The sequence below is a fragment of the Acinetobacter cumulans genome (assembly GCF_003024525.3).
Lineage (GTDB): Bacteria > Pseudomonadota > Gammaproteobacteria > Pseudomonadales > Moraxellaceae > Acinetobacter > Acinetobacter cumulans.
The window spans coordinates 983,621-1,006,651 of sequence record NZ_CP035934.2 but is presented as its reverse complement, the minus strand read 5'-3'; the positions used below and the strand labels follow the sequence as shown (position 1 = coordinate 1,006,651).

Below are 23,031 nucleotides of genomic sequence, written 5' to 3'. Positions count from 1 at the left end.
TGCTTCATGCCCAATCTTGTCGTTTTTAGTGGAACTGCGCATCCACAATTCGCTCAAAAAGTCGTAAGCCATTTACATATTCCTCTAGGTGCTGCTGCCGTTTCTACCTTTTCTGATGGTGAAATTGCTGTAGAAATCACTGAGAATGTTCGTGGTAAAGACGTATTTATCGTACAGCCTACGTGTGCCCCAACAAATGACAACCTTATGGAAGTCTTGGTTATGGCAGACGCTTTACGCCGTGCGAGCGCTGGCCGTATCACTGCTGTAATCCCTTACTTTGGTTATGCTCGTCAAGACCGTCGTCCTCGTTCAAGCCGTGTGCCTATTACTGCTAAAGTTGTAGCAGATATGCTCACTACTGTAGGTATTGACCGTGTTGTGATGATCGATCTTCACGCAGACCAAATCCAAGGTTTCTTCGATATTCCTGTAGACAACATCTACGGTACACCTGCTCTTTTAGCTGATCTTCGTCAACAGTCACATGACAACCTTATGGTTGTATCTCCTGACGTTGGTGGTGTAGTACGTGCGCGTGCTGTTGCTAAACAAATGGGTGATATCGATCTTGCAATCATCGATAAACGTCGCCAAAAAGCAAATGAATCACAAGTGATGCATTTGATTGGTGATGTAAAAGGCCGTGACTGTGTCATTGTTGATGACATGGTAGATACAGCGGGTACTTTGTGTAAAGCAGCTGACGCATTAAAAACTTTTGGTGCGCGTAAAGTTGTTGCATACGCAACTCACCCAGTATTGTCTGGTAAAGCAATTGAGAACTTAAAGAACTCTGTTATTGATGAACTTGTTGTTACTGACACAATTCCTCTTTCAGAAGAAGCTTTAGCTCTTGGCAAGATTCGTCAAGTTTCAGTAGCAAGTATGGTTGCTGAAACGATTCGTCGTATTAACAACGAAGAATCTATTAGCGCAATGTTTGATTCTTATCTATAATATAGCGCTGAATTCCGAAGCCCTGCCTTTTGGCGGGGCTTTTACTCACTAGACTGGTCGAAGGTCTAGTCAATTAAACTTAAATTAAGGATGTCTATCATGGCAAACTTCGTATTAAATGCAGTAGCACGTGAAGAAGCAGTACAAGGGAAAGGTTCGAGCCGCCGCCTTCGTCTTCAAGCTAAAGTTCCAGCAATCATCTACGGTGGCGAAGCAGCTCCTGTAGCAGTAACTTTAGAGCTTCGTGAGCTTGTTAAAGCTTTAGAAAACAAAGCTTTCTTTGAAGAAACTGTAGAAATCAACATCGACGGTAAAGTTGAAAGCGTTAAAATCCAAGCTTTACAACGTCACCCGTCTAAAAACACTCCTATGCACGCTGACTTCAAACGCGCATAAGTGTTAATGGTGTAAATTAGTGTCAAATATTTCACTGATTGTAGGTTTGGGTAACCCAGGTTCTGAGTATGCCCAAACCCGCCATAATGCTGGCTTTTGGTTCGTAGAACGTTTAGCCGAAGCTTATGGTATCTCGCTCAAAGCAGACCCAAAATTTCACGGAATTAGTGGTCGCGGTAATATTGAAGGTCAGGACGTTCGTCTGTTATTACCTACAACCTTTATGAACCTTTCTGGTAAAAGTGTTGTTCCCTTCGCAAAATTCTATCAAATTGCTCCTGAAGCAATGCTCATTGCACACGATGAACTGGACATGAATCCAGGTGTCATTCGCCTTAAAACAGGTGGTGGTCACGGTGGTCATAATGGTTTACGTGATATCGTTCCGCATACAGGTCCTAATTTCCATCGCTTACGCATTGGTATTGGTCACCCAGGTTCTAAAGACCGTGTATCTGGACATGTATTGGGTAAAGCCCCTAGCAGTGAACAAGGTTTAATGGATGATGCTATTGCTCATGCTTTATCACGTAGCAAACTACTGATAAACGGAGACATACAACAAGCCATGAACCAAATCAATGCTTACAAATAGAACTGATCAATCCATAAATTGTTGAACAATGTTTCTTGCCATGTTGCTCATTTCAGAGCAAAATGCGCTTGCTTGCTGAACGTAATCTGTAAGTAGAAAACTGATTTAACCATAAGATCAAAATCTTAGGTCCACTAAGGAGACGCTAGCCATGCTATCTCGTTTATTAAAAGCAAAAATCCACCGTTGTGTCGTAACACAAGCAGAATTACATTATGAAGGTTCTTGTGCGATCGATGGCATTCTTTTGGATTTAGCCGGTATCCGCGAATATGAAGAAATTCACATGTGGAACGTGACTAATGGTAAGCGTTTTACAACGTATGCAATTCGTGGCGAAGAAGGTTCAGGCATCATTTCTGTCAATGGTGGTGCAGCACTTCAAGCTGACGTTGGCGACCTAATGATTATTGCAACATTTGGTGATTTCACTGAAGCTGAAGCAAATGCTCATAAACCTCGTTTGGTATATGCAAACCCAAACAATACTGTAAACCACACAGCTAACTGTATTCCAGTTCAAGTGGCTTAAAAGTCCAAGATTTTAAAAAACCCGTAAACTGCGGGTTTTTTTATACCTAAACACTCATAATTAATTGCATCACGCTTGCTCACAACGACTCAAAAAAAACCATTAATTTTATTTAACTCACTGGTTTTTCAGTACCCTCTTGCCATTTTTGTTGTGCTTCACAATGCAGTGGTTGCAATTGCTCATTCACCAAATCCGCCAGTAATGGTTTACCCTCAGCCGACACTTTAAATAAGGCGAACCGTGCTTGTTCATAACAACCTGCTAAACCCTCTGCAAAAAAGTAGCTGTCTGATGCTGGAAATGGGCGCTCACCATGCCCTATTTTGAGCTGTAAAGGATAAACACGGCCCTGCCCCAGCAATATATCTTGTTTAAAGCTGGTTTTTAAAACACGCCCTTGTGAGTCAACCAGCACATAAGCCAAAGGCAATGCACCCCAGGGGGCTTGCACTATAGCACCCACAAAATTTAAGTTATAACGGAGCGCCATATAATCCCCTTGAAGCAATGCACGCGGGTCAGCTGGTGCCAAAGAAACATAAATGCTTTGACCTGTTGCTAAATGTTGCTCATTCTTTGCAATTAAGGTTTCAAATAAAATCAGACTTAAGATGGTCAACAAGATCGGAATTATTTTTTTCATATCTGCTCCTGCTGAGTATTTGGCAACTGATTACGGCGCACCAAATAAGCCAATAACAATACAGCGAGACCAGAAATAAAAATGCTCAGACTTTTCACCAAAAAGCTCAGCCCTAAGAAATAATATAAATGAGTAAGCAATAGACATAGTACGACAATACTGCATGCATAGATCAGCCGATCTTTGCGCTCCAACGCCCATGCCAGCATCAACATGCACAGAAAAATTTCAAAATACCCTAAAGCCAATAAAACTATGGAAAATATCCCCCACAGCGCCCACTGAAAAATCGTAAATCGTTGCGAACAAAAGTGTTGATATATATAGGCAAATGCAAGCCACCATAGACTTACAAAGATCAGCTTAGCCCACCACTCAACAGTAATTAAACTGCCTGATGGGGCAAACAAGTCACGCCCCATCATGAGTGATGCTGGGCCAATTAATAAAATTGCTAAACCCCAAAACAATAAACTACGCTGATATTTTTGATCTAAAACAAATAAACCAACCACGACCAAACTATATACAACATAATGCAAGGCATACCAAAGCCAACTAAACAGCTCCTGCCCCATCTGCCATTCATAAACTGCGAAGTTCAAACACAGCAATAACATCGAATAAAAAGAAATCAACTGTAACCACAGCAACCAAGCGCGTAGACATAATACATAACTAACCAGAATCAATGGAGGCATTACTAGCATTGCCCACACAGGATTTTTTGTCAGCCCAAGTACCCCACCATACATGCCAACTTGTGAAAAAATCAGTAAGCAATACAGTAATTGATTTTTAAAATGATGGCCGATTTGCTCTCCCTTTCTGAATTGAAAAACTACTACCACATACGCAATAGCGCCACACAGCAATGCACCCCATGCGGAGCGCACCATGCCAAAAATAAAGGCCGAGAGAAATATGCCTGCTAACCATGCGCCAATCCCCAAGGGAATAGTACTCACATAAGATTTTGGTAAGACCTGCAATATAAATCGTGTAATTAAATAAAAAATTCCAAGACTCAAAATGACCAAAATTAAAAACCCGAAGGTACCTAAATTTAATTGATCAATCAGCCCATACGCTACCCACATTAAAATATTGATACCTATGCCTGCACTGAGCAAGCTCACAGCCAAGGTATCTTGCTTGCGGTAGCTTTGCCAAGCCAGCAAAGAAAGTGGCACAAAAGCACTGATCAATAAAACGGCAGCACTTAGGTGGTCTGCATAGAAAAAGCCAACCATGCTCACTACAGATAAGACCACAATCCAAAGCAAAGTATATTTTTCTAAAGCATGATATTGCCAATAAGCCAGCAACCACATGCTACACCACCAAATTTGCAATAGCACAATACTCTGCCAATCATGAAAACCCAACTGTACCGAGGCCAAGTAAAGTGCTAAAAAACCAGTCAAACCCAATAAAATAAAAATCCCTGCATTCTGCCGATACAACCAAGGAAGCAACAAAATAGACCACAACAGAAATAACAAATAACTGTTTGCTCCTGTTTGATACACCTGCCCAATCACTGCAAGAGACAAACCGAGCATTAACCCACACAAAGCGTGTAACGTTTGTATCACCGCTTCAGACGCACGAGAAAAATACACACTCAGTACAGCAATAATCAACAGTAATACTTGTGGTAAAGCCAGTTGTATAATCTGAGGTAGCATCCACCAATTGGCTGCAATTAAGTACAGGATGCTCACGCCCAATAAGCCAAAACCAATTGCAGCTAAATGATGCTGAAAACTCTGCCGATTCAGTAAATTTTCCATAATTTCTGTTTTAACCCTTTTCTTCTTTATCTTTGGGCCCGTAAAAGCTCAGTGCTACATATACATTTTTATTTTTATCATACGTAAATAACGTGCATAGCACGCTATATTTTAATGCTAAAGCTTAAAGCGACACACCCAATAATACCAGTGATAAAGCACTATAAACCTAGCTTCACAAAAGACTTTCCCATATTTTGAATATGTATAGCTTGACTAGTCATATAGAAAAGCTGGCCTTTATGCGCAATCGGCTTATAATCAAATGACATCGCTTCAGGGCGGGGTGTAATTCCCCACCGGTGGTAATTGGTTGGATATTAATCCCCCATAGCCCACGAGCCGATCTCATTGCATGAGATGGCAGATTTGGTGAGATTCCAAAGCCGACGGTATAGTCCGGATGAAAGAAGACGACGTCACATTTTAATAGCTTACTATTTTCAAGCTATGCCGTAACGCCACACTATTTCACATGTCCTGAAATGTTCAACCGTACCTTAAAACTTACGCGAGCGTTTCAATGTCTAATTTAATTCAACCCGAAATTTTCTTTAAAGCCCTTCCCCCATCAGAACAGCGTGTTTTACAAGCACTGGAAGATATTCGTCAAGGCAAACCTGTTTTAGTCATGGATGATTTTGACCGTGAAAATGAAGCCGACCTTATCGTTGCAGCAGAAACACTGAATGTCGAAACCATGGCACGTATGATACGTGATGGATCTGGAATTGTATGCTTTACGCTCACCAATGCACTCGCAGATCACCTTGAACTTCCACCTATGGTGCAAAACAACTCTAGCCAATTCAAAACAGCATTCACTGTCACAATTGAAGCTGCTCAAGGGGTTACTACAGGTGTTTCTGCACAAGACCGCACGACCACCATTCATGCGGCAATTAAAACAGGTGCTGTAGCAAGTGATTTAAACCGCCCAGGACATGTATTTCCTTTACGTGCACGTGATGGTGGCGTACTTAGCCGCCGTGGTCATACTGAAGCCTCTATTGATCTTGCCCGTTTAGCAGGTCTTCAGCCCGCAGGAGTACTCTGTGAGGTCACAAATCCAGATGGCAGTATGGCCTCAGGCAAGCAAGTCTTAGATTATGCGAATGAGCACAAGCTCACGCTCATTAACATTGAAGAACTGGTACAGTATCGTCAAGCACACAATCTATAATTCATACGCAGTTTAAAATGCATCCCAGTTGGAACTCTCCTGCTGGGATTTTTTATGGATATGCAAGATCAGCTTTAGATCAAAATTTATTTTCCTACTTTTTCATCAAGCCTAAACCATATTCAGGCCACACTGCTCCTTTGCCAATATTGTTTACAGCATAAGCAACCAATACCAAACTCACCGCGCCCGAAAGCACTGGAAAAAGCAAAAAACTCCAATCATAAGCGGTTCTACTCGCAGTTAATAAAATAACCAATGGATTCGCTCCCGCGGGCGGATGCACACAGCGTAGATATTGCATACCAACAATAGCGAGGCCTACCGCAATTGCAATTGTGAAAATATTAATAGGAAGATATAAAGCAAAAAATAAACCGATTGTCGCAGAAATGACATGACCAAAAATAAGATTGCGTGGCTGGGCCAATGGCGACTGTACTGCTGCGTACAACAGTACACAGCTCGCACCAAAAGGTGCCATGATCCATGCATGATGTGAATACTGCCCAATCAGCAACAAAATAAAGATACTGAGCGTTCCCCCACAAAATCCACGCAGCAAGGCCTGCCCTGATGGTCGAGGTGCTAGTTTCTCTTTACCCGCGAATATATTCATGCTGATTTCCTCTTGATTGATATTAGATACAGCGCGCGCTATAATTAAAATAGTACAGATCTGTACTATTTGTAAATATGCTATTTCAGATGAGGTAAAACCGCGATGTCTAAATCAGCACAGAAAATTTTAAATACTGCAGAACAGCTGTTTAATCAGCAAAGTTTTAGTGCTGTTGGTGTCGATCTGATTCGAGATGAATCAGGCTGTTCTAAAACTACGCTGTATACCTATTTTAAAAATAAGCACCAGCTGGTTTACAGCGTTTTGCAAGCGCGAGATGAACACTTTAGGCAAAGCTTACTGACAGCCATTCAAGAGTTTGAAGGTCTAGAGGCTTTAGAAAAAATTTATGACTGGCATATCCACTGGTTTCAAGCAGATCATTTCAAAGGCTGTCTATTTGTTCGAGCTGTGGGTGAATCAAATGCTGCAGACACAGATATACTTGCCATTTCTCAGGCACATAAACAATGGATCCGTGATTTAATTCAAAGCAAAACTGCCTGCCTTCCTCAGCAGCAGAAAATAAGTGCCTTGTTTTATCTTCAGCTTGAAGGACTCATCAGCACAATATTGGTCGATGGTTTTAATGCCCAAACCTGCAACCAACAAAAAGCGCTGATCTTTCAATTAATCTATTTACTGATGGCTCAGCCTTCAAAATAAAGCACTGTAAATGCCGTATAAAGCCACCACAACCAGTACGGCGCCACAGATTCCCAGTAATTTTGGATAGACTGCTGAGCGCGATAAACGATTAAAAGCTAAATAAACTAAAGACAACGTAGCAAAATCTAGAATAATCCAACTGATGGTTAAAATACTCAGGCTCAAATTTAAATCCGCTGTAATACCTGTAAATTGCGGAAAGAAAGATGCAAAGAAAATAATATCTTTAGGATTAGAAATACCCACCAGCAAGCCTTGCTTAAAGCCACCTTGCGTATCTGGGAGTGCCACCTGACTTTGCTCAGGCTGAGCTTCACGTGCTTCTTTTAAAACCTGTAGACCAATATAAGCAATATAGATACATCCCAGCACCTTAATTGCATTGAGCCATTGCTCATTAATATTCAACGCACCTTTTAAAATCAATACAGAAAATACAATAAGAACCAATGAGGCCAAATTCGTGCCAAAAATCGTTTGTAGGGCTTTTTTATATCCACCTTTTAAACCAGCACTTGCCACCAAAAGCATGACTGGGCCAGGCGTTGCAATCATCACAATCACAGCCACGCAATATAAAAAATATTCAGAGTAGTTCATATTTGTATACCAAGATCAGCTTATATTCCCTCATTAAATAAAAAGAGGACTATTCGTCCTCTTCTTCATATCCTTTCAGTAAATGATGACTAATGCCATCTGCTCGCAAAAAGGCAAAATCATAACTGGCTGTCGCAAGTGCCAACACGCGACGCTCGAATTCTTCCCACAATGGGCGCACTTGTTTGTAGTGAATACCAAGTCCACTATCATCGGTAAAATGACGGTTTTTTTCACACAATTTTAAGGCATGGTACAACTTACGCCCTTTACTCGCATCTGGACGCAGACGCACACGCTTAGACAAAACAAAACCTTCAACATGACGAAGATCTGCAAAGGGCAGCATGGGCACTAAAATTTGATCTAACTGTGCATCTAGGCGCTTCCACACAGCGGTTTGTTGTACTGGATTATAAGTATTCCACTGAATAACTTCATGATTGAATCGGCGACAGCCACGACACACTGCATCACCAAATACCGTTGAACAACGCCCTGCACATGGCGTAAGTGAAGCAATTCGACGGTCATTACTCAAAACAAACTCCTAAAATTCTGCTGTTGCTATTAAAACAAAACACAACGTGAGGCCCCGAATATACACGCAGTTGCACATGAATAGAAGTCATCTGCATGTACTGTTTTACTCGCATATTCCATCAATACACGTTAAAATATGTGCCTTTCGAAATTCCTGTTTTTTTATTTTTCTATTTTGGAGTACTCCATGAACGCTACTGTAGAACAGCTTGCACCTGTAGAACAGCAAGCGACCACAGGTTGGGTTGTTGCCGCGCTATATCAATTTAAAGAAGTTCAAGACGCAGCTGCGTTAAAAGAACGCCTATTGAACTTAGTCGGCTCAATCAATTTGTGTGGTACTCTTATTGTGGCAGACGAAGGTATTAACGGCACTGTTGCGGGCGACCGCGTTGCAGTTGACGCTGTACACCAATTTCTTTTAGACGAAGGCTTTACGTCTATGGAATATAAAGAGTCTCACAGTTCGGAAAAACCTTTCCGTAAAATGAAAATTAAACTCAAAAAAGAAATTGTCACTTTAGGTGTAGAAGTAAAACCACGTGATCTAGTAGGCCATTACTTAGACCCGAAAGAATGGAATGAGCTGATTGCGCGTGATGACGTGATTTTAATTGATACACGTAATGACTATGAATACAAAGCGGGTACGTTTAAAGGCGCGATTGACCCACAAACAGAAACTTTCCGTGAATTTCCAGACTACGTAAAAAAAGAGTTGGAACAACACAAAGATAAAAAAATTGCGATGTTCTGTACAGGCGGTATTCGCTGTGAAAAATCAACATCATTGCTTCTTCAAGAAGGCTTCAATGAAGTTTATCACCTCAAAGGCGGTATTCTTAAATACCTAGAAGAAACCCCAGCTGACGAAAGCATGTGGGAAGGTGAATGTTTCGTATTTGACGGCCGTACCGCAGTAACACATGGCATGGAAGAAGGCGCAAACATTAAATGTCACGCATGTGGTTGGCCACTTGTTCCTGCGGAAGTTGAACTTCCTAGCTACGAGCATGGTGTATCTTGTGTCTACTGCATCGACAAAACAACCGATAAGCAAAAAGAAGGCTTCCGTATGCGTCAATCACAAATTTTAGCGGCTAAACGTAAACGCCTCTAAGTTGTATTGAACTAACAGCTTGAAAAACCCTCCTCAGGAGGGTTTTTTATTGTTCCTTAAATGGCAAGTACATGCTCTAAGTCTGCCTTAAACACAAATTTCATGATTTTGTAACACACAACAAGAACAATATCTTGCATACTCAGATGAGATTTTCCTTTTATTTACCCCTATTACTTTTGGAAGGCCCATGAATTTAACCGAATGGATATTAACCATCATGCAACAGCTCGGTTATTTGGGTATCGCCTTCCTCATGTTTCTAGATAATGTTTTCCCGCCCATTCCCTCAGAAATCATTATGCCTTCTGCGGGTTATACCGCATCGCAGGGCCAGCTTCTGCTCACAGGGGTCATTATTGCAGGAAGTATTGGTTCATTGATTGCAGCCGCTGTACTCTACTGGGTGGGCTATAAGTTCAATAACGAGCATATTTTTCGCTGTGTTGATAAATATGGAAAATATTTATTCATTAAAACAGAAGATGTTAAAACAGCATTGGCTTGGTTTGAGCAATATGGTCATCGTATTGTATTTTTTGGTCGCATGATCCCTGCTGTACGCTCACTGATCAGCATTCCTGCAGGCATGAGCCGAATGCCTTTTTGGAAATTCATGCTTTACAGCGCTTTAGGCACCATTATTTGGACCACCTTTTTAGCCTGTGTTGGCTATTACTTTGGTGAAAACCAAGCACTCATGCATGAAATCTTCAGTCGCGTTGGCTACGTGATTATTGCGATCGCCATCATGATCATCTTATGGATTTTATACCGTCGCCAGCAACGTAAAAAAGCCGCATCACAACAAAAATAAATGCACAGCCAATTGAGTGATATATCAAATCGCTCAATGTCACTTCTACATGAATAAACAATCCCTTATACTCATTCATCACAAAAAAAATGCTTAACACCCTACTGTGGTGACGCCTTATACCAATAACATTCGAACCTAAAACTGATGAAAAAATACATTATATATTTTGCTATAACCTATTTAATCGCTATGGCCATCATGGCAGTAATTATTTATTTCTTTAACCTACCTAACGGTACATCTGTTGCCTGCATCATGACTGCAGGCTTTGTAACTGCCAATAAATTCGTGCAAGACCATCAAAGAGCGCCTGAAGCAGCAGAGAAAATACAACTCATCTGGGGGTGTCTTGCAACCTCTATTGCAATCAGTCTCATCACCACCATCATCATTATACTTGTAGTATTTAAATCGCTTGCTATTTTCACTTTATTCACAGCACTACCACTTTGGATCATCTGTGTTGCAGTCGGCTTTACCTTATTTATTCATTATTTAATTCTTGCCATGAGTTTTGGCTGGATGGCAAATAATGCCGTCAAAGGTTTACAAAAACAAAAACAAAAGCAAAAGCAAAAGCAAAAGCAAAAGCAACGTAAATCCAAAATAAGCTGAACGACAAACTTATATAAAAAAAGCACCAAACTCGGTGCTTTTTTTATAACTTATTTGAATTAGTTTGGTGTGTGATACATCAAATACAATTCGTTTAAGTTCTCTGGAATCTCTTCTGCAAGCTCATCCATTAATTGACCATTACGGCGGAAGGTTTCCATTTGAGGATCTTCTTCATCAATACCGCTAAACACCATAATTGGCAAAGTCAAATCAACTAATTGTTCTTCAAATTCAGGCGCGAACCATGCTTCTTCATTTAAGAACATTGCATCAACAAAACCAACGCTCCAGTCGCCTAGGCTTGACTCTACGTCTGCTTCTTCCACTTCAAAAGGAAATGAAATTCCTTCTTCATTGGCTAAGTTTTGACGCAGTGATTCTAACCAAGCTTTCACCTGAGCAATAATGTCTGCAGGAACTTTTTTATGGTTATTGTCAAATAGTTCTTCTAACCATTTGTCAAATTGCGGGCCAACTGCAATTGCACACAAAAAACCATGAGTTGCAGCAAAATCCAGACCAAACTCATTCTGATCGCCGTCTAGATAGTCGCTCAAACGGTCTAAATCTAAAGCACTCATTTTACATCCACAAACATAGAAACTTAATGTGTAAGCATAGCATTTAAAAACACTACGCCAAAACTGATTTTAGTCGTCTTCATCGCCAAAATCGTCGTCATCGTCAAAGTCATAGTCAAAATCTTTGAGTTCACGCTCTAAACGACGTTGTGCAAGAAGTTCATCAATCAAGCGACGTTTTTCTAGCGATTCTTTAGCGCTAATTTTTCCGCCGGCCTCATCGAAATTAACATCATCATCACCGTAGTTATCATCTAGTTCAAAATCTGTCGAAGACACTGAAACTACCTCATAATGAAAAAATTTAAAGGGGTCTAGGCGCTATTTATATGGGTTATAGAACCTTGTCAAGTTTTATTTGTATTTTTAGCTGTTAAAGCCGTAAATTAGGCTTTTTTCTTAACCTAAGTTATGGCATGATATAATCCACCCTGCGTCTTTCAGTTTTATGAATATCGAGATGATTTCATCTGACCAAATACGTACGGGATGAACTTGAAAACAACAATTTCAGCCCCACCTAAATTACTGAATTTAATTTTTTAATATTCCATCGAATCGTCTTTCAAATAAGACTGAATATTTGATGGAATAAGCAAGCTATTGATAAATTTTTATTGAGATGAATCGTATAAGTCTACTATACGATTTTTTACTGTCACAGATTCAACGAAGAGTAAGCATAGATGAGCGATATGAATTCCCCTACTTCACAAGTAGCGGCGCTGATTAGCCGAGGCAAAGAACAAGGTTACTTAACTTTCGCTGAGGTCAACGATCATCTCCCGGATTCAATCACAGAAAGCGAACAGATTGAAGACATCATTCAAATGTTGAATGACGTTGGTATTCCTGTACATGACCGTGCACCTGAAACTGATGATGCCATGTTTGAAGGTGGCAGCGACGCAACGGATGAAGTTGCTGAAGAAGAAGCCGCTGCTGTACTTGCATCAGTTGAAAATGAACCAGGCCGTACCACTGACCCTGTACGTATGTATATGCGTGAAATGGGTACAGTTGAACTCCTTACACGCGAAGGCGAAATTAGCATTGCAAAACGTATCGAAGAAGGTATTCGTGACGTTTTAAATTCAATCGCTTATTGGCCAAACGCAGTTGAAGTCGTTTTAAAAGAATATAAAGATTATGAAGCAGGTGAACGTCGTCTTGCTGATATTTTATCGGGTTACCTAGACCCTGAAACTGACGATGATATTCCTGAAGTTTTAGAAGATGAGTCTGAAGATCTAGACGAAGACGATGCATCATCAAACAAATCAACCAAAGATGTAAAATTGGATGATGATGATGAAGACGAAGAATCTGAAAGTGATGACGACTCTGAAGGTGATTCAGGCCCAGACCCTGAAATTGCCAAAGCACGTTTTACTGAACTAGAAAATGCGTGGACCAATACCAAATTACTGGTTGAAAAACATGGTCGTAACAGTAAAGAAGGCAAACAAGCACTCGAAGATTTAGCTTCTGTGTTTATGATGTTTAAATTTACACCGCGCCTATTTGATATCATTAGTGAAATGATTCGCGGTACACACGAACAAATTCGTACCTCAGAACGTGAAGTGATGCGTTATGCAGTACGTCGTGGTCGTATGGATCGTACGCAATTCCGTACCTCATTCCCAGGTCAAGAATCAAACCAAGCATGGTTAGATGAGCAAATTGCGAAAGCACCTGCAGAAATGAAAGGCTACTTAGAAAAAGTACGCCCTGATATTTTAGCTTTCCAGCAAAAAATCTCAGACATTGAAAAAGACCTTAATTTAAGCGTTAAAGAAATTAAAGAAATTTCTAAACGTATGGCTGTAGGCGAAGCGAAAGCACGCCGTGCTAAAAAAGAAATGGTTGAAGCGAACTTACGTCTTGTAATCTCGATTGCGAAAAAGTATACCAACCGTGGTCTACAATTCCTCGACTTGATTCAAGAAGGTAACATCGGCTTGATGAAAGCGGTAGATAAGTTTGAATACCGCCGTGGTTATAAGTTCTCGACTTATGCAACATGGTGGATTCGTCAGGCAATCACGCGTTCTATTGCCGATCAAGCACGTACGATTCGTATTCCTGTGCACATGATTGAAACCATTAACAAGATCAACCGTGTATCTCGTCAATTGCTTCAAGAAATGGGCCGTGAGCCAACACCTGAAGAATTGGGCGAACGTCTAGAAATGGACGAAGTCAAAGTACGTAAAGTACTTAAAATTGCCAAAGAGCCGATTTCTATGGAAACGCCGATTGGCGATGACGAAGATTCGCATCTTGGTGATTTCATTGAAGATGGTAACATTACCTCTCCAATTGATGCCGCAACATCTGAAGGCTTAAAAGAAGCAACACGCGAAGTACTGGAAAACTTGACTGAACGTGAAGCGAAAGTGTTGAAAATGCGTTTTGGTATTGATATGCCTACCGACCACACTTTGGAAGAAGTTGGTAAACAGTTTGACGTAACACGTGAACGTATCCGTCAGATTGAAGCAAAAGCATTACGTAAATTACGTCATCCTTCTCGCTCTGAACACTTACGTTCATTCCTTGAGAATGACTAACCCATCAGTGGGATAATACAGGCTTGAATATGGGGGAAGCTCCCCCATAATAAGAGCATGTAGCAAATGAATCAAAATACCTGCACATTGCAGGTATTTTTAATATTGAGGTGTCCTATGACTGACATGACTGATCGTACTCCATCACGTGAATTACAAGAGCATCTTTGGGTCTTCCCAATGGACTACCCGATTAAACTCATTGGTAATGCAGGCGATGAATTACGCCAAGCAGTAAATGAAATTTTCGTGAAACATTTTCCAGAATTTGATGGTGCAAAAATGACTGTAACACCATCACGGACAGGGAAATACCACTCAATTACTGCACAGCTACGTTTTGAAGAACTTGAGCAAGTACATGCTGTCTATGCAGACCTTGCAGCTTGTCCACTGATCAAAACAGCACTCTAAGAAAAACACGCTTTCGGGCGTGTTTTTTTATGCAAACCCCACCAAACGAACAGACAAAATCTGTCCATTCTCGTCCCCTATCCCATCCAATTTATCTATAATAGATTTTTATCATGCATTCCTTAAGGACTTAAAATCGTGGAGATTGAGGCTAAACCACAACTGATCATTCGTCATTACACTCAGTTAACCTCTTATGAAGAGCGTTTTCTGGAAATGAAACAATTGACCGAACAACGTGACGAACACACACCAGATGAATTGTGGATTTTGCAACATCATGATGTCCTTACACAGGGCCAAGCGGGCAAACCAGAACATATTTTATTGCACAGTGACATCCCCGTTGTACAAAGCGATCGCGGTGGACAAGTCACTTGGCATGGCCCAGGTCAATTGGTGGCTTACTTCATGTTTGATTTAAATCGCTTAGGCTGGAATGTACGTACTCTGGTCAGCTATGCTGAAAACCTCATGATTGATCTGCTTAAAAAATATGGCATTGAAGCATACGCCAAAGCAGATGCACCCGGTGTATATGTAGACGAGCGTAAAATTGGCTCACTCGGCTTTAAAATCCGCAAAGGTCGCTCTTATCACGGACTAGCACTGAATATTGACTGTGATTTATTTGGCTTCCATACCATCAATCCATGCGGTTATGCAGGTTTAGAAATGGTCCGCGTACAGGATCTGGTAACAGACTACCCTAAATTTGAAAACTTATGCGTCGATATGATTGAAACATTGCAGAACAGCGGTTACTTTAAAGACGTTCAGGTCGAACAAAAATAAAGCCTTTGCTTTCATACATAAAATAAATTAGAGTATTTACTCTAAATAAATAATATTTTGAAAAGGGATGAATACGTGATTGCAACTAAATCCGTCAAGCCCGCTTTGCAGCTAGCCTATGTCAAACTCATGATGGATGTGATTGGCAGAGGCTTAGTGATGGCGAGTCAAGTCGATGCAGAAGTTAAGCAGGAAGTCGCTCAGTTTCCAGATCATTTCACACTCTCAATGAATGTATTCCCCAATGGGCCTGCATTCATTGCACGTGTGACGGCAAATAAACAATTAGAATTGGTTCCTGATTTAGCAACAAAGCCAGATTTAACCATTACCTTTAAGCATCTTAATCATGCATTTTTAGTATTTTCTTTCCAAGAAAGTACTGCGCAAGCATTTGCCAATGACCGCATGATTGCTAATGGTGATATTTCTTATGCGATTCGACTGGTTCGTTGCCTAAATAAAATGGAAGCGCTGATTTTGCCAAAACTGGTTGCAGAGCTGGCAGTCAAAGAATATCCAAGCGATTTAAGCCTAAAAGAAAAATTAACTGGAGCTGCAAATATCTATCTTAAGGTAGCTCAATCCTATTTCAAGCGGAGCGCATAACACATGGCTAAACCATATTACGAATTTTTTTGTCCAGTTAAAGTCATTGCTGGGCATGCGGCGCTAGAGCATATCCCTTTTGAACTTGCAACTTTAGGTGCTACTCGTCCCTTAATTATTACAGACAAAGGCGTACGCAGTAACAACCTATTAGCACCGATTGAAGCAGCTTTTGAATCTACAAATGCCGTTATTGGGCATATTTTTGACGATGTACCACCCGATTCAAGCCTTGAAACTGTACGTAAAGCCGCTCAGCTTTATCGCGATAACAATTGCGACGCGATTATTGCTGTCGGTGGTGGTTCAGTCATTGATACCTCTAAGGCCACTAATATTTTAGTGTCTGAAGGTGGTGATGACCTGCTGAAATATTCGGGTGCACATAATCTGCCAAAACCTTTAAAACCTTTTTTTGTGATTCCAACCACATCAGGCACAGGCTCAGAAGTGACCATGGTTGCCGTGGTTTCCGATAACCAAAAAAATGTCAAAATGCCGTTTGCATCTTATTACTTGATGCCACATGCAGCTATTTTAGATCCGCGTATGACGCAAACTTTGCCACCGCACCTCACTGCGATGACGGCAATGGATGCCATGACACATGCAGTAGAAGCCTATACCTGCCTTGCAGCCAATCCAATTTCTGATGCTTATGCAACAGCAGCCGTTAAAAAGGTAAGTAATCATTTATTTAACGTACTGGATAACCCAACTGATGCACAAGGCCGCTTAGAATTAGCTCAAGCATCTACAATGGCAGGCATTGCATTTTCAAACTCGATGGTTGGCTTAGTACATTCTCTTGGTCACGCTTTAGGTGCAGTTGCACATCTGCCCCACGGCTTATGTATGAATCTATTTTTGCCTTATGTACTGGAATACAACAAAGAAGTGAATGCCGATAAAATCGCAGATCTTTTACTTCCACTTGCTGGCCCAGATATTTACTCGCAAACCCCTGCTCACTTACGTGCAGATAAGGCGATTTCAACTATTTTAGCCATGCGTGATCGTATCTATAGCCTAACAAAATTACCACGTACACTGAGTGAGACTGGCAAAGTAACTCAAGCTCAGCTCGACGATGTTGCAGAAAAGGCTTTAAATGATGGTTCGATCATTTACAATCCGAAAGAAGCAACACTCAAAGATTTAAAAACTATCTTAGAAAAAGCTTGGTAATTACTGAAAAATAAGCCAATATAGCGAAAATTCCAGCCTGATGTTTTTTTAAGCATCAGGCTTTTATCTGTAAGCCTTAAAAACAGCGACTTTCACTTTATCTTCATGTAAGTTGGCATGTTTTCTGCTCAGAAAAGAAATAAAATCACTGGCAAAAATTTACATCTTGGAGTAAATTGGCGCGCTTTTGTTTCAAAATGTAGGGGGGATCGTTCGTCTCAAACGATCCTGACACAATAAGACTGATCCTTGATCAACGATTAAGAGGATAACGCCGTTGACAAATTTATCTGGGACTCAATCGGCAGCTAAACTGCAAAAAACACTCGGGCTTTGGCACATCATTATCATTGGTTTGGCCTATATCCAACCGATGACCTTATTTGACACGTTCGGATTAGTATCTGAAGAAAGTCATTTTCATGTGCCTACCTCTTATATTATTGCTTTAATTGCAATTTTATTTACGTCTATTAGCTATGGTCATATGATCCGTCGCTACCCTTCTTCGGGTTCGGCATATACCTACGCACAAAAGTCAATTCACCCAAACGTCGGTTTTATGGTGGGTTGGTCGTCTTGGCTTGACTATTTATTGTCGCCAATGGTCAACATTATTTTGGCCGTTATTTATCTTGAAGCATTATTCCCGTCTGTAAATCATTGGGTTTGGGTCATTGTGCTTACAGCATTTATGACGGGTGTTAACCTTCGTGGTGCACGCTTTGTTGCCAACTTTAACAGCTTAATTGTATTGATTCAGCTGATCGTGATTGGCGCATTTACGTGGTTGGTATACAGCAAGCTTCAAGCTGGATTCAATGCAGATGGCCCAATTACAGCAGAAACACGTGCGCAATTGTGGAGTCTCGAACCATTTTGGAATGAACTCACTAGCGTTGGTGCCCTCATTACTGGTGCAACTTTACTGTGTTTCTCATTTACCGGTTTTGACTCATTAAGTTCACTGGCTGAAGAAACCAAAGATACTGAAAAAACCCTACCTAAAGCGATTTTCTTAACAGCGCTGATTGCAGGTGTAATTTTCATTATCAGTACTTATTTCATGCAATTGTACTTCCCTTCTGCACCAGGAACGTACTTTAAGAATATTGCCGAAACACAACCAGAAATTTTACTGCTTGTTGGTGGTTCATTATTCCAATCGTATGTACTTGCATTTGCAATCGTTACCGTTATGGCATCAGGGATCTCTGCGCATGCAGGTGTATCACGTTTAATGTATGTTATGGGTCGTGATGGCGTAATTAACAAGAAGATCTTTGGTCATATCAGTCCAAAAAGCTTCACACCGTCTTATAACATTATCATTGTAGGCGTTGTTGCTTTAACTGCTGGTTTCATGGATCTTGATATTGTGATTTCTATGATCAGCTTCGGTGCCTTAACTGCCTTTACGTTTGTGAACCTTTCTGTCATTTCACGCTATGCACTACGTGATGGTCGTACTAAAAACTTCAAGGATATCTTCAGTTTTGTCGTCATCCCAATGTGTGGTTTCCTCAGTATCTTTGCCATGTGGTTAGAGATTGAAGAAACAGCATTGAAATATGGTTTATGGTGGGCGATGTTTGGTATCTTGTACTTAGGCTACAAAACTAAGGGCTTTAAACACCCTGCACCACAGCATAATGAATTTGAATAATTTTAAGATAATTCATGCTTAATTAATCAAATAAATTCTTTTTCCGTCCAACGGGACGGAAAAAGAACACTTCAAAATAACTAACTTCTCAATAATCTAAAGACTCTTCCGTGCCTATTCTCTAAAAATATTGCTTTAAAATATCCACTCAAACCTTTACGTAATATATTTTCTTAACGTAAGCGGCAATTAAAGCCCATGCGCGTATCCACAATATTATCTTTATAGCCCAAGCTTTGAATAAATAAATTTCGATCGGTCAAAAGCTTCTGATCTTGCTCACTCAAACGTTCACGATTAGTAACAGCACTATTAAACATTTCATCGACTGTACGTTGAAAAATACCGCAGACTTCTTGTCGCTTGGTTTTATTCAATTGACGCCCCAACAAAAAGCTACGTTCAAAGTCCTTATCTGTCAAAGTCTTCCCCCAATCTTCAATACGCTGGTTCTGACGTTGCATCATTTGTGCTAAACCTTGCTCCATTTCGGCAGAAGTGATTGGAGAGACAGTTGTTGTTGCTTGTGTAGCACTCGCACTCGGCTCGCTATCTGTAGCACTAGATGCATACTGAGAGAACAAAAAACTAACGAACAACATACTACTTACATTGATCCATTGGCGATATTTCAAAATCATCCCTCATCAGCTCAGTTTTTATTGTTTTTAGTTATACACAGTTTCAACATCAAGCAAAATATTCAACACATTTTACTTACATAAAACACAAACTTTAGTCCCGCCTTTTGCTTATGAAATGGCATAAAAAAACCACTCTTTCGAGTGGTTTTTTTATGGAGTTTTAAACCAGTTCTTTAAAATCTTGCTGACGCCATGCTTCGTATAAAATCACAGCCGTCGCATTAGATAAATTTAGACTGCGCGAATTCGCAGCCATTGGTAAGCGAATCCAATGAGACTGTGGGAACATTAAACGTACATCTTCAGGTAAACCACGTGTTTCTGGCCCCATCAGCAAGGCAACAGGACGGTTTAAATTAGAAGTATGTGGCGTTTCTGTCCCTTTGGTCGTCAAAGGATAAATCGCATCTGCTGCAATGCCTACGCTATCTAAATGTGCTAGACACTCAGCAAAATTTTCCCATACTTTCATGTGTGCCCATTCATGATAATCCAATCCAGCACGACGCAATTTTTTATCATCTAACTCAAAACCTAATGGCTTGACCAGATGTAATTGCGCTCCTGTATTGGCACATAAACGAATGATATTCCCTGTATTTGCTGGAATTTCTGGCTCGTATAAAACAACATGAATCACAGGATTTACTCTACTCTTTTCAATGTCGCAAGGCGCTTAGCCTTGCCACTGTAATTGTTCACGCAAGCGTACTACTTCACCAATAATGGTTAGCGTTGGCGCTTGTATTTGATGATCACTCACTTTGGAGGCAATATCTGCCAGCGTTCCCACCACCACTTTTTGATCAGGTGTAGTGCCTTTAGACACCAAAGCCACTGGCATATCTGCACGTTGACCATGTTCAATCAAGCGTTGGCAGATTTTTTCCAATCCAACCAAGCCCATATACAGCACAAGTGTTTGGTTTTCATAAACCAATTCTTGCCAAGGGAGTTCAGGTGAACCTTCCTTTAAATGGCCCGTTAAGAAACGTACACTTTGCGCATAATCACGGTGCGTTAAAGGAATACCCGCATAAGCAGAACAGCCAGAGGCTGCGGTAATTCCTGGTACAACTTGGAAAGCAATACCTGCTGCAAACAGCTCTTCAATTTCTTCACCGCCACGTCCAAATATAAACGGATCGCCACCTTTTAGGCGACAAACACGCTTACCTTGCTGTGCATATTGAACCAATAAGGCATTAATACCTTCTTGGGGTACAGCATGGTTTGAACGCGCCTTACCCACATAGATTTTTTCTGCATCACGACGACACAAATCCATGATTGGGGCAGAGACCAAACGGTCGTAAATCACCACATCAGCTTGTTGCATCAGACGTAAGGCTTTCAACGTCAAAAGCTCTGGATCGCCCGGCCCTGCACCAACCAAATACACCTCACCTTTCGGCTTGGTCCATTCAATTAAAGCTTGTTCAATTAAACGATCTGCCTCAGCAAGATTGCCATTAAACACCTGCTCTTTGAGTGGACTGGCGTATAAGTCCTCCCAAAAAATACGGCGTTCATCTGGATTGATAATTTTGGCTTTTACGACACTGCGCCATTTACCTGAAAACTCGGCCAAAGCTCCCATTCCATGCGGAATACTGGCTTCAAGCTGGGTACGAATTTGACGAGATAACACAGGTGATGTGCCATTACTGGCAATAGACACAACCAACGGTGAACGATCTATAATGGCTGGGACCATAAAACGACAATATGGCGGATCATCAACACTATTTACCAACACATTCTCAGCTTCACAGGCTTCAAATACATGACGATTGACTTCAGCATGATCTGTAGCCGCAATCACCAAGCGATATTGACGCAGTCGTATGTCAGCACTGAATGGTGCTTGTACATATTGCCCCTGCGATTGCTCAACGATCTCTAATAAGTTAGCTTCAATTGCTGGTGCAACAACATTGACTACCGCGCCTGCTTTGGCCAATAAGACTGCTTTACGATAGGCAATATGACCACCGCCAACAATCAGACAAGGTTGCTGTTGCAACTTTAACGAGATTGGAAAAATATCCACAAGAGACCTCAAAAAAACTATATCTGACTGCTTAAAAAAAAGTGCACACTTTTGTGTGCACTTGATTCAACTCGAACTTAGTCGATGTAAGTTTTACCACCCATGTATGGACGTAATACTTCTGGAATTTCAATCGAACCGTCTGCACGTTGGTAGTTTTCCATCACTGCAAGCAAAGTACGACCGACAGCCAAACCTGAACCATTAAGTGTATGCACAAATTCAGTTTTCTTTTGGTCTGCACGGTAACGCGCTTTCATACGACGTGCTTGGAAATCACCCATGTTTGAACATGAAGAAATTTCACGATAAGTATTTTGGCTCGGCACCCAAACTTCTAAATCGTAAGTCTTGGTTGCACCAAAGCCCATATCACCACCACAAAGAATAATTTTACGGTATGGCAAACCTAAAGCTTGCAAAATACCTTCTGCATGGCCTGTAAGGTCTTCTAGCGCTTGCATAGAAGTTTCAGGTTTTACAATCTGAACCATTTCTACTTTGTCAAATTGGTGCTGACGGATCAGACCACGTGTATCACGACCGTATGAGCCTGCTTCACTGCGGAAACACGGTGTATGCGCCGCATAGCGAAGTGGTAAACGATCTGCATCAATGATTTCATCACGGACAAAGTTCGTTACTGGCACTTCAGCTGTAGGAATTAAATAAAATTCTTTTTCGCCTTGAAGCTTGAATAAATCTTCTTCAAATTTAGGCAACTGGCCTGTACCACGTAAAGAATCCGCATTAACAAGATAAGGTACGTACGCCTCTGTATAGCCATTTTGCTCAGTATGCGTATTTAACATGAACTGAGTAATCGCACGTTGTAAACGCGCTAAAGGCCCTTTTAATACACTAAAACGCGAACCTGTTAATTTTGTTGCAGTTTCAAATTCCAAACCGCCCATCATTTCGCCAAGGTCAGTATGGTCTTTGATTTCAAAATCAAATGTACGTGGTGTACCCCACTTTAGAATCTCAACGTTATCCGCTTCGTCTTTACCTTCTGGTACAGACTCATCTGGCAAGTTTGGAATCGATAATGATTTTTCTTCTAACTCTGCTTGTAATTCTGCTAAAGCAACTTCAGCGGCTTTAATTTCATCACCAATAGCTGACATACGCGCCATAATTTCAGAAGCATCTTCGCCTGCTTTTTTAAGCTGACCCACTTGCTTCGCACCCGCATTACGCTCTGCTTGCAAAGATTCAGTTTTTGATTGAATTTCTTTACGACGTGCTTCAAGTGATGCCCACTCTTCTACATTTAATTGCACACCACGTTTAGCTAAGGCTAAATTTACAGCCTCAATATTATTTCTGAGTAATTTCGGGTCGATCATAGCCAGTCTTGGAATAAGAAAAAAACTGGCTATAGTGTAAGCTCTTCATGCTAAAA

General features: G+C 40.9%; 26 protein-coding genes and 1 riboswitch. Of the genes, 15 read left to right on the top strand and 11 right to left on the bottom strand.

Annotation, left to right across the window (positions count from 1 at the left end):
• Positions 1-6: 6 nt before the first annotated feature.
• The 4 genes from C9E88_RS04705 (at position 7) to panD (ending at position 2,483) form a co-directional block, all read left to right on the top strand.
• Positions 7-960, top strand: coding sequence for a ribose-phosphate pyrophosphokinase (locus tag C9E88_RS04705; protein WP_106984518.1), 954 nt, complete (start codon positions 7-9; stop codon positions 958-960).
• Between the two features lie 99 nt (positions 961-1,059).
• The gene (rplY, locus tag C9E88_RS04700; RefSeq protein WP_106984517.1) at positions 1,060-1,356 is read left to right on the top strand and encodes a 50S ribosomal protein L25; all 297 of its coding nucleotides are present in this window, start codon (positions 1,060-1,062) and stop codon (positions 1,354-1,356) included.
• 19 nt (positions 1,357-1,375) lie between these two features.
• Complete coding sequence (pth, locus tag C9E88_RS04695; protein WP_106984516.1) at positions 1,376-1,951, top strand: aminoacyl-tRNA hydrolase; 576 nt, start codon at positions 1,376-1,378, stop codon at positions 1,949-1,951.
• A 151-nt stretch (positions 1,952-2,102) separates the two neighbouring features.
• Entirely contained in the window at positions 2,103-2,483 is a 381-nt protein-coding gene (panD, locus tag C9E88_RS04690; protein WP_067668515.1) for an aspartate 1-decarboxylase, read from the top strand.
• A gap of 112 nt (positions 2,484-2,595) precedes the next feature.
• Here the strand turns inward: panD and C9E88_RS04685 are convergent, their stop codons facing one another.
• Entirely contained in the window at positions 2,596-3,129 is a 534-nt protein-coding gene (locus tag C9E88_RS04685) for a GDYXXLXY domain-containing protein (protein WP_106984515.1), read from the bottom strand.
• Positions 3,126-4,925: a DUF2157 domain-containing protein gene (locus C9E88_RS04680; RefSeq protein WP_106984514.1), complete on the bottom strand. Its 1,800-nt coding sequence runs from the start codon at positions 4,923-4,925 to the stop codon at positions 3,126-3,128. The genes C9E88_RS04685 and C9E88_RS04680 overlap by 4 nt, the downstream gene beginning before the upstream one ends.
• A 269-nt stretch (positions 4,926-5,194) precedes the next feature.
• A riboswitch (FMN riboswitch) is annotated at positions 5,195-5,344 on the top strand.
• Positions 5,345-5,448: 104 nt separating this feature from the next.
• On the opposite strand from C9E88_RS04680, the gene ribB reads away from it, so the two are divergent.
• Positions 5,449-6,108, top strand: a complete 660-nt coding sequence (ribB, locus tag C9E88_RS04675; RefSeq protein WP_106984513.1) for a 3,4-dihydroxy-2-butanone-4-phosphate synthase — start codon at positions 5,449-5,451, stop codon at positions 6,106-6,108.
• A gap of 94 nt (positions 6,109-6,202) precedes the next feature.
• Here the strand turns inward: ribB and C9E88_RS04670 are convergent, their stop codons facing one another.
• Positions 6,203-6,727 (bottom strand): HPP family protein, encoded by a 525-nt coding sequence (locus C9E88_RS04670; RefSeq protein WP_106984512.1) that lies wholly within the window; start codon positions 6,725-6,727, stop codon positions 6,203-6,205.
• 105 nt (positions 6,728-6,832) lie between these two features.
• On the opposite strand from C9E88_RS04670, the gene C9E88_RS04665 reads away from it, so the two are divergent.
• On the top strand, positions 6,833-7,396 hold the full coding sequence (locus C9E88_RS04665; protein ID WP_106984511.1) for a TetR/AcrR family transcriptional regulator: 564 nt from the start codon (positions 6,833-6,835) through the stop codon (positions 7,394-7,396).
• Here the strand turns inward: C9E88_RS04665 and C9E88_RS04660 are convergent.
• Together C9E88_RS04660 and C9E88_RS04655 are read right to left on the bottom strand one after the other, a co-directional pair.
• Entirely contained in the window at positions 7,388-7,999 is a 612-nt protein-coding gene (locus tag C9E88_RS04660) for a LysE family translocator (RefSeq protein ID WP_106984510.1), read from the bottom strand. The two genes, C9E88_RS04665 and C9E88_RS04660, sit on opposite strands and share 9 nt — an antisense overlap.
• A gap of 49 nt (positions 8,000-8,048) precedes the next feature.
• On the bottom strand, positions 8,049-8,540 hold the full coding sequence (locus C9E88_RS04655; RefSeq protein WP_106984509.1) for a DUF1289 domain-containing protein: 492 nt from the start codon (positions 8,538-8,540) through the stop codon (positions 8,049-8,051).
• 189 nt (positions 8,541-8,729) lie between these two features.
• Between C9E88_RS04655 and trhO the strand changes: the two genes are divergently transcribed.
• The 3 genes from trhO (at position 8,730) to C9E88_RS04640 (ending at position 11,097) form a co-directional block, all read left to right on the top strand.
• Positions 8,730-9,662, top strand: a complete 933-nt coding sequence (gene trhO, locus C9E88_RS04650; RefSeq protein WP_106984508.1) for an oxygen-dependent tRNA uridine(34) hydroxylase TrhO — start codon at positions 8,730-8,732, stop codon at positions 9,660-9,662.
• 190 nt (positions 9,663-9,852) lie between these two features.
• Positions 9,853-10,479, top strand: a complete 627-nt coding sequence (locus C9E88_RS04645) for a DedA family protein (protein WP_106984507.1) — start codon at positions 9,853-9,855, stop codon at positions 10,477-10,479.
• A gap of 201 nt (positions 10,480-10,680) precedes the next feature.
• Positions 10,681-11,097 carry an ABZJ_00895 family protein gene (locus C9E88_RS04640; protein ID WP_137287950.1) on the top strand — a complete coding sequence of 139 codons (417 nt, stop codon included), beginning with the start codon at positions 10,681-10,683 and terminating at the stop codon, positions 11,095-11,097.
• Positions 11,098-11,156: 59 nt separating this feature from the next.
• On the opposite strand, the gene C9E88_RS04635 is transcribed toward C9E88_RS04640, so the two are convergent.
• Positions 11,157-11,681 carry a YecA/YgfB family protein gene (locus C9E88_RS04635; RefSeq protein WP_106984505.1) on the bottom strand — a complete coding sequence of 175 codons (525 nt, stop codon included), beginning with the start codon at positions 11,679-11,681 and terminating at the stop codon, positions 11,157-11,159.
• A 69-nt stretch (positions 11,682-11,750) separates the two neighbouring features.
• Positions 11,751-11,960: a PA3496 family putative envelope integrity protein gene (locus C9E88_RS04630; RefSeq protein ID WP_106984504.1), complete on the bottom strand. Its 210-nt coding sequence runs from the start codon at positions 11,958-11,960 to the stop codon at positions 11,751-11,753.
• A 407-nt stretch (positions 11,961-12,367) separates the two neighbouring features.
• On the opposite strand from C9E88_RS04630, the gene rpoD reads away from it, so the two are divergent.
• The 6 genes from rpoD to C9E88_RS04600 all read left to right on the top strand — a co-directional run bounded on the left by rpoD (position 12,368) and on the right by C9E88_RS04600 (position 18,929).
• Positions 12,368-14,257, top strand: a complete 1,890-nt coding sequence (gene rpoD / locus C9E88_RS04625) for an RNA polymerase sigma factor RpoD (protein WP_106984503.1) — start codon at positions 12,368-12,370, stop codon at positions 14,255-14,257.
• Positions 14,258-14,383: 126 nt separating this feature from the next.
• Entirely contained in the window at positions 14,384-14,671 is a 288-nt protein-coding gene (locus tag C9E88_RS04620; protein WP_106984557.1) for a YbeD family protein, read from the top strand.
• A gap of 144 nt (positions 14,672-14,815) precedes the next feature.
• On the top strand, positions 14,816-15,466 hold the full coding sequence (lipB, locus tag C9E88_RS04615; RefSeq protein WP_372658680.1) for a lipoyl(octanoyl) transferase LipB: 651 nt from the start codon (positions 14,816-14,818) through the stop codon (positions 15,464-15,466).
• Positions 15,467-15,541: 75 nt separating this feature from the next.
• Positions 15,542-16,075, top strand: a complete 534-nt coding sequence (locus C9E88_RS04610; RefSeq protein ID WP_106984501.1) for a hypothetical protein — start codon at positions 15,542-15,544, stop codon at positions 16,073-16,075.
• Positions 16,076-16,078: 3 nt separating this feature from the next.
• Positions 16,079-17,263 (top strand): iron-containing alcohol dehydrogenase, encoded by a 1,185-nt coding sequence (locus C9E88_RS04605; protein WP_106984500.1) that lies wholly within the window; start codon positions 16,079-16,081, stop codon positions 17,261-17,263.
• A 277-nt stretch (positions 17,264-17,540) separates the two neighbouring features.
• On the top strand, positions 17,541-18,929 hold the full coding sequence (locus C9E88_RS04600) for an APC family permease (RefSeq protein WP_106984499.1): 1,389 nt from the start codon (positions 17,541-17,543) through the stop codon (positions 18,927-18,929).
• Between the two features lie 173 nt (positions 18,930-19,102).
• Here C9E88_RS04600 and C9E88_RS04595 read toward each other — a convergent pair whose 3' ends face one another.
• The 4 genes from C9E88_RS04595 to serS all read right to left on the bottom strand — a co-directional run bounded on the left by C9E88_RS04595 (position 19,103) and on the right by serS (position 22,975).
• The gene (locus C9E88_RS04595; protein ID WP_227865864.1) at positions 19,103-19,570 is read right to left on the bottom strand and encodes a hypothetical protein; all 468 of its coding nucleotides are present in this window, start codon (positions 19,568-19,570) and stop codon (positions 19,103-19,105) included.
• A 163-nt stretch (positions 19,571-19,733) separates the two neighbouring features.
• Positions 19,734-20,213, bottom strand: a complete 480-nt coding sequence (locus C9E88_RS04590; protein WP_106984498.1) for a tRNA (cytidine(34)-2'-O)-methyltransferase — start codon at positions 20,211-20,213, stop codon at positions 19,734-19,736.
• 36 nt (positions 20,214-20,249) lie between these two features.
• Positions 20,250-21,626: a siroheme synthase CysG gene (gene cysG, locus C9E88_RS04585; RefSeq protein ID WP_106984497.1), complete on the bottom strand. Its 1,377-nt coding sequence runs from the start codon at positions 21,624-21,626 to the stop codon at positions 20,250-20,252.
• A gap of 77 nt (positions 21,627-21,703) precedes the next feature.
• A complete protein-coding gene (gene serS, locus C9E88_RS04580; RefSeq protein ID WP_106984496.1) occupies positions 21,704-22,975 on the bottom strand; it encodes a serine--tRNA ligase in 1,272 nt (423 codons plus the stop codon).
• Between the last annotated feature and the right edge of the window lie 56 nt (positions 22,976-23,031).

What these genes read in the sequence shown, in the direction of transcription:
- C9E88_RS04680 (WP_106984514.1), bottom strand. Translation starts at nt 4,925, where the DNA reads ATGGAAAATTTACTGAATCGGCAGAGTTTTCAGCATCATTTAGCTGCA.
- C9E88_RS04670 (WP_106984512.1), bottom strand. Translation starts at nt 6,727, where the DNA reads ATGAATATATTCGCGGGTAAAGAGAAACTAGCACCTCGACCATCAGGG.
- rplY (WP_106984517.1), top strand. Translation starts at nt 1,060, where the DNA reads ATGGCAAACTTCGTATTAAATGCAGTAGCACGTGAAGAAGCAGTACAA.
- C9E88_RS04685 (WP_106984515.1), bottom strand. Translation starts at nt 3,129, where the DNA reads ATGAAAAAAATAATTCCGATCTTGTTGACCATCTTAAGTCTGATTTTA.
- serS (WP_106984496.1), bottom strand. Translation starts at nt 22,975, where the DNA reads ATGATCGACCCGAAATTACTCAGAAATAATATTGAGGCTGTAAATTTA.
- C9E88_RS04640 (WP_137287950.1), top strand. Translation starts at nt 10,681, where the DNA reads ATGGCAGTAATTATTTATTTCTTTAACCTACCTAACGGTACATCTGTT.
- C9E88_RS04660 (WP_106984510.1), bottom strand. Translation starts at nt 7,999, where the DNA reads ATGAACTACTCTGAATATTTTTTATATTGCGTGGCTGTGATTGTGATG.
- C9E88_RS04665 (WP_106984511.1), top strand. Translation starts at nt 6,833, where the DNA reads ATGTCTAAATCAGCACAGAAAATTTTAAATACTGCAGAACAGCTGTTT.
- C9E88_RS04620 (WP_106984557.1), top strand. Translation starts at nt 14,384, where the DNA reads ATGACTGATCGTACTCCATCACGTGAATTACAAGAGCATCTTTGGGTC.
- C9E88_RS04635 (WP_106984505.1), bottom strand. Translation starts at nt 11,681, where the DNA reads ATGAGTGCTTTAGATTTAGACCGTTTGAGCGACTATCTAGACGGCGAT.
- C9E88_RS04705 (WP_106984518.1), top strand. Translation starts at nt 7, where the DNA reads ATGCCCAATCTTGTCGTTTTTAGTGGAACTGCGCATCCACAATTCGCT.
- C9E88_RS04595 (WP_227865864.1), bottom strand. Translation starts at nt 19,570, where the DNA reads ATGATTTTGAAATATCGCCAATGGATCAATGTAAGTAGTATGTTGTTC.
- trhO (WP_106984508.1), top strand. Translation starts at nt 8,730, where the DNA reads ATGAACGCTACTGTAGAACAGCTTGCACCTGTAGAACAGCAAGCGACC.
- rpoD (WP_106984503.1), top strand. Translation starts at nt 12,368, where the DNA reads ATGAGCGATATGAATTCCCCTACTTCACAAGTAGCGGCGCTGATTAGC.
- panD (WP_067668515.1), top strand. Translation starts at nt 2,103, where the DNA reads ATGCTATCTCGTTTATTAAAAGCAAAAATCCACCGTTGTGTCGTAACA.
- ribB (WP_106984513.1), top strand. Translation starts at nt 5,449, where the DNA reads ATGTCTAATTTAATTCAACCCGAAATTTTCTTTAAAGCCCTTCCCCCA.
- C9E88_RS04645 (WP_106984507.1), top strand. Translation starts at nt 9,853, where the DNA reads ATGAATTTAACCGAATGGATATTAACCATCATGCAACAGCTCGGTTAT.
- C9E88_RS04605 (WP_106984500.1), top strand. Translation starts at nt 16,079, where the DNA reads ATGGCTAAACCATATTACGAATTTTTTTGTCCAGTTAAAGTCATTGCT.